Raw genomic sequence first — 11,831 nt, 5'->3', positions numbered from 1 at the left:
GCCCGCAGATTGTTGAGACAGGGGGGGCAACCGTCAATGCAGACGGCGGCCTTTATTTCAATAGGAAATATTTCGTTTCGCCCCACGGCGCCCAACCCCGCCCCCTCGCACGGCGCCGCGGCCCTTAGGTCGGGTTAGTCCCCCGCGGGGGCGTAACCCGACGGCCGACACCGTGGCGCCCTCCGAGGCCCCTGTCGGGTTACAGCGCGCGCCATCCTTTGTTTTACCGGGACCGCCGTGCCAGCGCGCCTAACCCGACCTACGGGCCGTGCCATCGGCGCAGGCGACGCCGGCGGATCAGAACGGATCCGCCGTGCGTGTTTCGTAGTTCAAAAGAAGATGCGCCGGTCGTTTTCGAATCGTCACGAAGGTGACACAGATCGGGCGCCCTTGGCCGCGGGGCAATGTCGGCCCGCAGGCGACGCGACGCGAGGCCCATCGATCGCCGTCGAAAATCCGGGGCCCTGCGAGGGGTGGATCTCCCGCGATCGCGAGCCGACTCCGCGTCGGACGACGCAGGCGGGGCAGACCGCGCCCGCCGCTGCGGACCGTGTCTCGGTCGTCCTGGCCGAACGCCAGCGCGGGGCCGGAGCCCCGCGCGGCAAGGGTTGCATCGTCCGGCGCGTCCCTACGGGCGCGCATCCGCGCCGGCCCCCTCCTTCGGCGGCGGGATCAGGTCGGCCTTGCTGATCCCCAGCCAGACGACGGTGGCCGTCGCGACATAGATGCTCGAGTAGGTGCCGATCAGGATGCCGATGATCAGCGCGAGCGAAAAGCCGCTCAGGACCTCGCCGCCGAAGATGTAGAGGGCGAGGACGACGAGCAAGGTCGTACCGCCGGTGATGATGGTGCGCGACAGGGTCTCGTTGATCGAGCGGTTGACGATCTCGATGACGGTCCCCTTGCGGATGCGACGGAAGTTCTCGCGGATCCGATCGAAGATGACGACCGTGTCGTTGACCGAATAGCCGATGACCGCAAGCACCGCGGCCAGCACGGCCAGGTTGAACTCGATCTGGAAGACCGAGAAGACGCCGATCGTGACGACCACGTCGTGGATCGTCGCGATGACGGCCCCGACCGCGAACCGCCACTCGAAGCGCACGGCGACGTAGATGAGGATGCCGATCAACGCGAACAGCATCGCCAGCCCTCCGTCCTCCCGCAACTCCTCGCCGACCTGCGGGCCAACGAACTCGGCGCGCCGCAATTCCACCTCGCCGTCGCTCGCGGCGCTCAGGGCGCGGAAGACCCGATCGCTGAGCTCTGCGCTCGGATCCTGCCCGGCCGCCTGTAGCGGCAGGCGGATCACCACGTCGCGGCGCGAGCCGAAATACTGGACGATGGCGCCGGAAAAGCCGCCCCCCTCGAGGGCCTCGCGGACCGTCGCCAGCTCGGTCGGCTCCTCGTAGCCGACCTCGATGACGGTCCCGCCGGTGAAGTCCAGGCCGAAGTCGAAACCACGCACGATCATCGAGCCCACCAGCAGCACGGAGATCACGACGGAGGCGATGACGGCCGGCCGACGCCAGCCCATGAAGTCGATGTCGAGTGTCTTGAACAGCCGCATGGGCGAGGTCTCCGTCAGATGGCCAGCTTGCTGAGGCGCCGACCGCCGTAGATGAGATTGATCACCGCACGGCTACCGAGGATGGCGGTGAACAAGGACGTGAAGATGCCGACGGAGAGGGTCACCGCGAAGCCCTTGACCGGTCCGGTGCCGAAGCTGAACAGGATCACCGCCGCGATCAGCGTCGTGATGTTCGCGTCGACGATGGTCGAGAGGGCCTTCGCAAAGCCGGCATTGATGCTCGCCTGCGGCGAACTGCCGTTGCGGATCTCTTCGCGGATGCGCTCGAAGATCAGCACGTTGGCATCGACCGCCATGCCCATGGTCAGGACGATGCCGGCGATGCCGGGCAGCGTCAGCGTCGCCTGGAGCAGCGACATGATCGCGACGATCAGGACCAGATTGGTCAGGAGCACGAGATTGGCGACCAGGCCGAAGACGCGGTAGTAGAGGGCCATGAAGACCAGCACCGCGGCCAGGCCGAAGAGGACCGATGTCACGCCCTGATCGATGTTTTCCTGACCGAGGCTCGGGCCGATCGTGCGTTCCTCGACGATCTGGATCGGTGCCGCGAGGGCGCCGGCGCGCAGGAAGAGCGCGAGCGTGTGCGCCTCTTCCGCACTGTCGAGACCGGTCGTTTGGAAGCGCCGACCGAAGGGCTCGCGGATGTTGGCCATGCTGATGACCTCTTCGGTGCGCACCGTCTGCTTGACGGGCTCACCATCGATCATCCGCGTGACCGTCCGGTTCTCGATGAACACGACCGCCATCGGCTTGCCGACGTTCTCGGTCGTCACCTGCCGCATCCGCCGGGCGCCGCGGCTATCGAGATTGACGAATACGGCGGGCAGACCACTGGTCTGATCGAAGCCGGACGAGGCGTTCGTGATCTGATCGCCGGTGACGATGACGCTGCGCTGGAGCAGGATAGGCTGCCCCTCGCGATCGTAGTAGAGCCGGCTGCCGACCGGCACGCGCCCCTCGACGGCGTCGGCGACGCTGCCCTCGGTATCGGCGAGGCGATACTCGAGGGTCGCGGTCGCGCCGAGGATCTCCTTGAGGCGGGCCGGATCCTGGGCGCCGGGCAGTTGCACGACGATCCGCCGCTCACCCTGACGCTGGACGATCGGCTCGGCGACACCCAGGGCATTGACCCGGTTGCGCAGCGTCGTGATGTTCTGCTGGAGGGCGAAGGTGCGTAGCTGCTCCTCGTCGGCGGGGCTCAGTCGGGCGTGGAGCTCGAACCGCTCGCCGTCCCTCTCGGTATCGAGCTGGAGCTCGCGGAATTCGCGAGCGACGACTTCCTGCCCCTCGGCGAGGTCTTCGGCATCATCGAACTTGACCGTGATCTGCCCGCCTTCGTGCATCACCGTCAGATAGCGCACCCGCTCCTGGCGCAACAGGCTGCGGATATCACCCGTGTAGCGTTCCAGCCCCTGCTCGACCGCCGCCTCCATGTCGACGTCGATCAAGACTTGGATGCCGCCGCGCAGGTCGAGACCGAGGTACATCGGTTGGGCATCGATGGCCCGCAACCAGCCAGGCAGATCGGCGACCAGCGTCATCGCACTGTTGTAGCGATCGGAGAGGCGGGCCTCGATCGCCTCCTGGCCGCGCAGCTGATCGCCGGTGGTCGGGAAGCGCACCAGCACCTTGCCCTCGGACCAGGGCTCGACCACCTTGTAAGGCACCCCGGCGTTCTCCAGCACGGCGCGGACCTCGTCGGCGGTCGCCGCGGTCACCTCGTGACCGCGGGCGGCCGCGATCTCGATCGAAGGGTCCTGCGAGAAGACGTTGGGCAGGGCGAAGAGGATGCCGAACAGGACGACGCCCAGAATCAGCAGATTCTTCCACAATGGATATTGGTTCATCTGGAACCCCTTGATGAGGGCATCCGCGGTGCGACCGGGGAGGGGCCCGCGACGACCGGGTCGGGCGGCCGGCGACCGAACCGACCGCCGGCGGAACGACGGGAGTCGGCGAGGCGTCAGAGGTCCTTCATCGAACCCTTCGGGAGGACGGCCTCGACCGCATGGCGGCGAACCTTCACCTGGACCCCGTCGGCGATCTCGACCATCGCGAAGGTCTCGCCGATCTCGGCGATGCGCCCGACGACGCCGCCGACCGTGATCACCTCGTCGCCCTTGGCCAGGGCGGCGACCATCTTCGTGTGCTCCTTCTGACGCTTGATCTGCGGGCGGATCATCAGGAAGTAGAGCAGGACGAGCAGGCCGATCGGGAAGAGCAGGCTCATGACGAGGTCGGCCGGTCCAGCGGCGGCGGCGTCTTGCGCCCAGGCGTTCGAGATGAAGAAGCTCATTGGCTAGGGTCCTCGGGTGATGACGGTGTCCGGCGCGCACGGCCCCCGGGTCGTCCCGAAAGCCCCTGCCAGACCGTGTGAATTCAGCGCGACATTATGACACAGCGCAACGAAAGTTGAAGGTACGCCCTGCGGGCGGCAGCCCGTCGGTCGAGTGAGGCGCGCCGGCACGGCGGTCGCCGACAAAGGACAGGCTGGTGCGCGCCGTAACCAGACGGCGGCCTCGGAAGGCGCCGCGTGGCCGGCCGTCGGGTGACGCCCCGGGGGCCAACCCGACCTTGTATCCCCGCGGCTGATCGGAACGGACGCGTCGTGCGCCGGTGGTTCAGGGGCCTGCCGCGGTGCACGCCTCGAAGTCCGCGACGAAGCGCGCCAGGCGCCCGGCGGCGATCGCCTCGCGCAGCCCGCGCATCAGGGTCTGGTAGTAGTGGAGATTGTGCAGGCTGTTGAGACGCGCCCCGAGGATCTCGTTGCAGCGGTCCAGGTGATGGAGATAGGCGCGGCTGTAATGACGGCAGGTGTAGCAGTCGCAGAGCGGATCGAGCGGCCCCTCGTCGTCGCGGTAGCGGGCGTTGCGGATGCGCACGACGCCCTGGTGCGTGAAGAGGTGGCCGTTGCGGGCGTTGCGGGTCGGCATCACGCAGTCGAACATGTCGATGCCGCGGCAGACGGCCGCGACGATGTCCGCGGGCGTGCCGACCCCCATCAGATAGTGGGGCCGCTCCGGCGGCAAGCGCCCGGCGAGGGAGTCGAGCACCCGCAGCCGTTCGGCCGGGGGCTCCCCGACCGACAGGCCGCCGACGGCATAGCCGTCGAAGCCGATCTCCTGGAGCCCCTCCAGCGAGGCGGCGCGCAACGCCTCGTCCATGCCGCCCTGGACGATCCCGAAGAGGGCCGCCGGGTTATCGCCGTGGGCCACCTTGCTGCGCGCCGCCCAGCGCAGCGACAGCTCCATCGAGGCGCGCACCCGCTCGGCATCGGCCGGATACGGGGTGCACTCGTCGAAGATCATCACGATGTCCGAACCGAGCGCCCGCTGCACCGCCATCGACTCCTCGGGGCCGAGGAAGACGGGGCTGCCGTCGATCGGCGACTTGAAGTGCACGCCGGCCTCGCTGATGCGCCGCAGCTCCCCGAGACTGAAGACCTGGAAGCCGCCCGAGTCGGTCAGGATCGGCCCGGGCCAGTGCATGAAGCCGTGCAGGTCGCCGCAGCGGCGGATCACCTCGGTGCCGGGGCGCAGCATCAGGTGGAAGGTGTTGCCGAGGATGATCTGGGCGCCGAGCCCAGCGAGCTCCTCGGGGGTCATCGCCTTGACGGTGCCATAGGTGCCGACCGGCATGAAGGCCGGGGTCTCGACGATGCCGCGCGCGAAGGTCAGCCGGCCGCGGCGTGCAGCACCGTCGCGGGCCAGGAGTTCAAAGCGCATGGGTCTCTCCGGCGAACCAGCGCGGCAGCGCGGCGAGGTCGGCGACGATCGCGAGCGGCGGCGCGAGCTCGGCCGGCCAGGGCCGCCCGGTGCGATTCACCCAGATCGCCGCGAGCCCGCAGGCGCGGGCCGCCTCGACATCCAGATAGGGATCGTCGCCCAGGTGCAGGCACTGCCCCGGCGCGACCCCGGCCCAGTCGAGGGCCAGGCGGAACAGGGCCGGATCGGGCCGCGCGGCGCCGGCCTCGGCAGCCGTCAGGGACCGCTCGAAGAGGCCGCGCAGCGGACTGTGCGCAACCTCGGCGTTACCGTTCGTGATCGAGACCAGGCGCACGCGCCCGGCGAGCGCGCGCAGCGCCGGCAGCACGTCCGGGTAAGGCGTCACCCGGTTGCGCTCGGCGCGGAACAGGGCCAGGCCCTCGTCGGCGAGCGCGGCCGGGTAGCCGTGGGCGAGGAGCTGCTCGGCGAGCGCCTCGCGACGCACCGCCGACAGATCATGGGCCAGGTCCGGCCGGCGGGCCATCAGGGCACGGCGCTGGCGGCGCAGGTCCTCGATGTCGTGACGTTCGGTCAGGCGCGGGGCGACCCGCCCGAGCCAGGCGTGGAGGGCCTCCTCGGCGGCCCGGATCACGGGGGCACAGGGCCAGAGGGTGTCGTCGAGATCGATCGTCAAGAGCCGGTAAGGCTGGGGGGGCATTCGCTTGGCTCGGCCGGGAAAGGCCGCATTTTGCCGTCAGCGCCCCGAAAACGAAACCCGCGCGCCGCGCCGCAGGAGACGCCGATGTTCAGCCCGCGCCCCAAGACCGCCCTGCCGACCCCGGACCAGGCCCTGCCCGGCCGCCCGGGGCCGATGCCGGTCACCAACCGCCACTTCGTCAACGGTCACCCGATCGCCCCGCCCTTCCCGCCCGAACTGGTCCTCGCGCTGTTCGGGCTCGGCTGCTTCTGGGGCGCCGAGCGGCGCTTCTGGCAGCAGCCTGGCGTCTACAGCACCGCCGTCGGCTACGCCGGCGGCCTGACGCCCAATCCGACCTACGAGGAGGTCTGCTCCGGACTCACCGGCCATGCCGAGGTCGTGCGGGTGGTCTTCGACCCGCAACGGATCGGCTACGAGGACCTGCTCAGGACCTTCTGGGAGGCCCACGACCCGACCCAGGGGATGCGCCAGGGCAACGACGTCGGCACCCAGTACCGCTCGGCGATCTATTGTGAGAATGCCGAGCAGGAGACCGCCGCGCAGGCCAGCCTGGCGCGTTACCAGAGGGTCCTGACCGCGGCCGGGCGCGCCCGGATCACGACCGAGATCCGCCTGGCGCCGCCCTTCTATTACGCCGAGGACTACCACCAGCAATACCTGGCCAAGAACCCGGGCGGCTACTGCGGTCTCGGTGGCTGCGGCCTCCCCTATCCGGGACCTTGACGCGCCCTCGATGTCGGGTTTCGGCACGCGCCCGAGCATCCCTTCGGGAGACCGCCGTGCCGGCGCGCCTCACCCGACGCGGACCGTGGCGAGGTCGCCGGGGCCGTAGGTCGGGTTAGCCCCCGGGGCGTAACCCGACAGCCGGCAACGCAGGGGGGAGAGCAAGCGCCGCCCGAAATCGCAACCCATTGAATTGTTGTACATTTCAATAAGTAAAATAGGTAGAGAGAATACTCTGATCCGTCGCCGGCGAATCGGTTGACACCCTTATCGGTAGTTAAGAAAATACCGATGTGCCGAATCGCATCGCCGCGGTTCGGCACACTCCTCCATCCTCCTTTGGTGGTATTCTTCGGCGCGGCGTACCCCGTCGCGCCTTTTTTACGACCGCCGCGTCAGGAACATCGCGTCCCCGTAGCTGAAGAAGCGATAGCGCCGCGCCACCGCATGCCGGTAGGCGGCCATGACCTGCGCGTGACCGGCGAAGGCGCTCACGAGCATCAGCAGCGTCGATTCCGGCAGGTGGAAGTTCGTGATCAGCGCATCGACCACCCGGAACCGGTAGCCGGGGCGGATGAACAGCCGGCTGTCGCCGCGATAGGGCCGCAGCGCCCCATCGGCCGCGGCCGTCTCGAGACTGCGTACCGAGGTCGTCCCGACGGCGACGACCCGCCCGCCGGCGGCCCGGGTCGCCGCGACCTGGCCGCAGAGCCCCTCCCCGACCTCGACCCACTCGGCGTGCATCTGGTGGGCCTCGATCCGCTCGACCCGCACCGGCTGAAAGGTCCCGGCCCCGACGTGCAGCGTGACCCGCGCCAGCCCCACCCCGAGCGCGCCGAGCCGCGCCAGCATCGCCTCGTCGAAATGCAGGCCCGCCGTCGGCGCCGCGATCGCCCCCTCGCGCGCGGCGTAGACGGTCTGGTAGCGTTCCACATCGGCCTCATCGTCCGGCCGCTCGATGTACGGCGGCAGCGGCACATGGCCGCAGCGCCCCATCAACGCCGGCAGGTCGCCATCGCGCGCGACCAGATGAAAGAGCGCACCCTCGCGCCCGGCGACGACGAGCCGGCCGCCCCCGTCGATATCGACCTCGGTGCCCTCGTGCAGCGACCGGCCGGGCCGACAGTGGGCCAGGGCCGCCTCCGGCCCGAGCAGCCGCTCGATCAGGACCTCGACGCGCCCGCCCGTCGGCTTGCGCCCGAGCAGGCGCGCCCGCATCACGCGGGTGTCGTTGAGGACCAGCAGATCGCCAGGGCGCAGGAGCCTGGGCAGGTCGAGGAAGACGAGGTCGCGCAGCCGCCCGGTCGGGCCGTCCAGCGCGAGCAGCCGGCTCGCCCCCCGCTCGGCCAGGGGCCGCTGGGCGATCAGTTCCGACGGCAGTTCGTAATGGAAATCGGTGAGGTGCATGGCCGCCGATGATACCGCAGCGACGCCCGCGTCAGCCGTCCGTGCGTGCTTGCCCTGTGACGGGAAACCGCTATACTGCGTCGGATGATGCCGGGGTGGCGAAACTGGTAGACGCATCAGACTCAAAATCTGACGGTGGCGACACCGTGCCGGTTCGAGTCCGGCCCCCGGTACCAAAAGACGCAGAAGGGCCAGGTGGCGACACCCGGCCCTTTTTCGTGTCCGCGACCCACGCGGCGCCACCACCGTGCCTCGCCCCCTGCCCGCCCCCATCTTCCGTCGCACCGACATGTCGAGCGCTGTCGCCGGCCCGAACGGGATCGCCGCGATAGCGAGGAGCCCCCGGATGACGAAGAGAGACACGAACCCGACCGTCTTCCCGAGCGCCCGCGACGACGCGGGCACCGCGGCCCATGTGCCACCGGACACGCCACAGACCCGTTCGCCGTCCTATCGCCTCGCCTTCACCGACACCGAGTTCCTGCTGCGCCCGGAGCTGCGGGCGATGCGCCTCCAATTGGAGCTGCTGAAGGCCGAGCTGACCCAGCAGGAGGAAGGGATCGACTCGACGGTCGTCATCTTCGGCAGCACCCGCATCGCCGACCCGCAGACCGCCGGCGAACGCCTCGCCGCGGCCGAGGCGGCGGCCCGCGCCGCACCGCACGACCAGGCCCTCGCGCAACGCCTCGCCGTCGCCCGGCGTCTGGCCGAGAAGGCGCGCTACTACGACGAGGCCCGCCGCCTGGCCCAGCTCATCACCCGGGTCTCGCAGGTCGACGGCCATCGCGACTTCGTCGTCGTCACCGGCGGCGGTCCCGGGATCATGGAGGCGGCCAATCGCGGCGCGGCCGACGTCGGCGGCAAGAGCATCGGGCTGAGCATCGTGCTGCCCCAGGAGGAGCACCCGAACCCCTACGTGACGCCGGCGCTGAGCTTCCAGTTCCACTACTTCGCAGTGCGCAAGATGCATTTCCTGATGCGCGCCCGCGCCCTGGTCGCCTTCCCGGGCGGCTACGGCACCCTCGATGAGCTCTTCGAGACCCTGACCCTGATCCAGACTCGGCGTGTCGACCGGGTGCCCGTGCTCCTGTTCGGCGAGGCCTACTGGCGGCGCATCATCGATTTCGAGGCCCTGGTCGAGGAGGGCGCGATCGGCCCAGGGGACATCAAACTCTTCGCCTACGTGGAGACGGCCGAGGAGGCCTGGGCGCGGATCGCGGCCTTCTACGCCCAAGCGGGCTGAACGACCGGCGAGGCGTCGGCCATCGCCCGCATTGGCCGCGCCAATCGAATCCGTTGATCGATTTATCGCCCCCTGGGCTGCGGGCGCGCCGCCGCGCCCCCATCTCGTCGGCGATCACCACGAGTCAGGACGGAGAACCACCCCATGACCGAGCGCGTCACCATCGGCGACCTGCGCGTCGCCCGCCCCCTCTATGACCTCGTCGCCGAGGAGATCGCCCCCGGCACCGGCATCGACGCCGGGCACTTCTTCGCCAAGCTCGACGAGATCGTCCGCGACCTGGCGCCGCGCAACCGCGAGCTCCTGGCGGTGCGCGACGCGATGCAGGCGCATCTCGATTCATGGCATCGCGCCCATCGCGGCCTCCCGCACGACGTCGCCGCCTACCGGGCCTTCCTCACCGAGATCGGCTACCTCATCCCGCAAGGCGAGGCCTTCACGGTGTCGACCACCGACGTCGACCCCGAGATCGCGCAGCTCGCCGGGCCTCAGCTCGTCGTCCCCGTGAGCAACGCACGCTACGCGCTGAACGCCGCCAACGCCCGCTGGGGCAGCCTCTACGACGCCCTCTACGGCAGCGATGCGATCCCCGCGGACGACGGCTGCGAGCGCCAAGGCGGCTACAACCCGCGGCGCGGCGCGGCCGTCGTCGCCTACGCCAACGGATTCCTCGATGAGGCGGTGCCGCTGGTGCGCGGCTCCCACGCCGACGCCAGCGGCTACCGGATCGAGGCCGGCGGGCTCGTCGTCGCGCTGCCCGACAACAGCACCACCGCGCTCGCCGACCCGGCCCAACTGGCCGGCTACCAAGGCCCGGGCGAGGCGCCGAGCGCGGTGCTGCTCGTCCACCACGGCCTGCACATCGAGATCCAGATCGACCGCGGCCACCCGATCGGCCAGGCGAGCCCCGCCGGCGTCAAGGACCTGGTGCTCGAATCGGCGATCACGACCATCCAGGACTGCGAGGACTCGGTCGCGGCCGTCGACACCGCCGACAAGGTCGCCGTCTACCGCAACTGGCTCGGCCTGATGAAGGGCGACCTGACCACCGAGTTCAGCAAGGGCGGGCGCATGCTGACACGCACGCTAGAACCCGACCGCCGCTACACGCGGCCCGATGGCGGCGAGCGGCGGCTGCCGGGCCGCTCGCTGATGTTGGTGCGCAACGTCGGCCACCTGATGACGACCGACGCGGTCCTCACCGCCACCGGCGACGAGATCCCCGAGGGGATCCTCGACGGCATGGTCACCGCCTTCGCCGCCCTGCACGATCTCAAGGGCCTCGCCCGCCACCGCAACTCGGCCACCGGCAGCCTCTACATCGTCAAGCCGAAGATGCACGGCCCCGACGAGGTCGCCTTCGCGGTCGACCTCTTCGCGCGCATCGAAGAGGCGCTCGGCCTCGCGCGCAACACGCTCAAGATCGGCATCATGGACGAGGAGCGGCGCACGACGCTCAACCTCGAGGCATGCATCCACGCCGCCCGCGAGCGGGTCATCTTCATCAACACGGGCTTCCTCGACCGGACCGGCGACGAGATCCACTCGGTGATGGAGGCCGGCCCCGTGCGGCGCAAGGGCGAGATGAAGTCCGCCCCCTGGCTGCTCGCCTACGAGGACTGGAACGTCGACCACGGGCTCGCCTGCGGCCTGCCCGGACACGCCCAGATCGGCAAGGGCATGTGGACGATGCCCGACCGAATGCAGGCGATGGTCGCGACCAAGCAGGCCCACCCGCAGGCCGGCGCGAGCTGCGCCTGGGTGCCCTCGCCGACCGCGGCGACCCTGCATGCGCTGCACTACCACCAGGTCGACGTGGCGGCGCGCCAGCGCGAGATCGCCGCCGGCGGCCGGCGCGCCCGGCTCGAGACCCTGCTCGAGATCCCGGTCGTCGCCGCCCCGACCTGGACCCCGGAGGAGATCCAGGCCGAGCTCGACAACAACTGCCAGGGGATCCTCGGCTACGTCGTGCGCTGGATCGACCAGGGCGTCGGTTGCTCGAAGGTGCCCGACATCGACGACGTCGGCCTGATGGAGGACCGGGCGACGCTGCGCATCTCCAGCCAGCACGTCGCCAACTGGCTGCGCCACGGCATCGTCACCGAGGCGCAGGTCGTCGAGACCCTGCGGCGGATGGCCGCCGTCGTCGACGCCCAGAACGCCGACGACCCCCTCTACCGGCCGATGGCCCCCGACTTCGACGGGGTCGCCTTCCTGGCCGCCCGCGACCTGATCTTCAACGGCCGCGTCGTACCGAACGGCTACACCGAGCCGACCCTGCACGCGCGGCGCCGCGAGCGCAAAGGGCTGGCAGGCTAGTGCCTCGCTCCGGAAATACCGAGGCCGCTTTCATGTCGCCCTATGATGCGAGCACCGTAGGAGCCCGCTTGCGGGCGACTACGACGCGCTCGTGGCGGACAAGGAAGGGTTCAGAAACGAACG

9 protein-coding genes and 1 tRNA gene are annotated in these 11,831 nt (G+C 69.7%); 4 read left to right on the top strand and 6 right to left on the bottom strand.

Translation table 11 applies throughout. The features are described from left to right. Window positions 1–628: 628 nt before the first annotated feature. The 5 genes from secF to CKO41_RS11255 all read right to left on the bottom strand — a co-directional run bounded on the left by secF (window position 629) and on the right by CKO41_RS11255 (window position 6,016). Window positions 629–1,570: a protein translocase subunit SecF gene (gene secF, locus CKO41_RS11275; protein WP_200254872.1), complete on the bottom strand. Its 942-nt coding sequence runs from the start codon at window positions 1,568–1,570 to the stop codon at window positions 629–631. A 14-nt stretch (window positions 1,571–1,584) separates the two neighbouring features. Further along, window positions 1,585–3,441 (bottom strand): protein translocase subunit SecD, encoded by a 1,857-nt coding sequence (secD, locus tag CKO41_RS11270; protein WP_200254874.1) that lies wholly within the window; start codon window positions 3,439–3,441, stop codon window positions 1,585–1,587. 116 nt (window positions 3,442–3,557) lie between these two features. Beyond that, complete coding sequence (gene yajC / locus CKO41_RS11265; protein WP_200254876.1) at window positions 3,558–3,890, bottom strand: preprotein translocase subunit YajC; 333 nt, start codon at window positions 3,888–3,890, stop codon at window positions 3,558–3,560. Between the two features lie 325 nt (window positions 3,891–4,215). Beyond that, window positions 4,216–5,319, bottom strand: a complete 1,104-nt coding sequence (gene tgt / locus CKO41_RS11260) for a tRNA guanosine(34) transglycosylase Tgt (protein WP_200254878.1) — start codon at window positions 5,317–5,319, stop codon at window positions 4,216–4,218. Beyond that, window positions 5,309–6,016 carry an HAD family hydrolase gene (locus CKO41_RS11255; RefSeq protein ID WP_200382297.1) on the bottom strand — a complete coding sequence of 236 codons (708 nt, stop codon included), beginning with the start codon at window positions 6,014–6,016 and terminating at the stop codon, window positions 5,309–5,311. The genes tgt and CKO41_RS11255 overlap by 11 nt, the downstream gene beginning before the upstream one ends. A gap of 84 nt (window positions 6,017–6,100) precedes the next feature. Between CKO41_RS11255 and msrA the strand changes: the two genes are divergently transcribed. After that, complete coding sequence (gene msrA, locus CKO41_RS11250; protein ID WP_200382295.1) at window positions 6,101–6,739, top strand: peptide-methionine (S)-S-oxide reductase MsrA; 639 nt, start codon at window positions 6,101–6,103, stop codon at window positions 6,737–6,739. Between the two features lie 381 nt (window positions 6,740–7,120). Here msrA and queA read toward each other — a convergent pair whose 3' ends face one another. After that, a complete protein-coding gene (gene queA, locus CKO41_RS11245) occupies window positions 7,121–8,146 on the bottom strand; it encodes a tRNA preQ1(34) S-adenosylmethionine ribosyltransferase-isomerase QueA (RefSeq protein ID WP_200255495.1) in 1,026 nt (341 codons plus the stop codon). A gap of 89 nt (window positions 8,147–8,235) precedes the next feature. Between queA and CKO41_RS11240 the strand changes: the two genes are divergently transcribed. From CKO41_RS11240 to CKO41_RS11230, 3 genes are all read left to right on the top strand, one after another. Continuing rightward, window positions 8,236–8,322: transfer RNA gene (locus tag CKO41_RS11240), tRNA-Leu, on the top strand. Window positions 8,323–8,492: 170 nt separating this feature from the next. Next, window positions 8,493–9,389, top strand: coding sequence for an LOG family protein (locus tag CKO41_RS11235; RefSeq protein WP_200382293.1), 897 nt, complete (start codon window positions 8,493–8,495; stop codon window positions 9,387–9,389). Between the two features lie 144 nt (window positions 9,390–9,533). Further along, entirely contained in the window at window positions 9,534–11,708 is a 2,175-nt protein-coding gene (locus CKO41_RS11230; RefSeq protein WP_200254708.1) for a malate synthase G, read from the top strand. Window positions 11,709–11,831: the final 123 nt, after the last annotated feature.

The organism is Thiococcus pfennigii, assembly GCF_016583835.1.
Classification (GTDB): domain Bacteria; phylum Pseudomonadota; class Gammaproteobacteria; order Chromatiales; family Chromatiaceae; genus Thiococcus; species Thiococcus pfennigii.
This window is presented reverse-complemented; position numbering and strand designations above follow the sequence as displayed.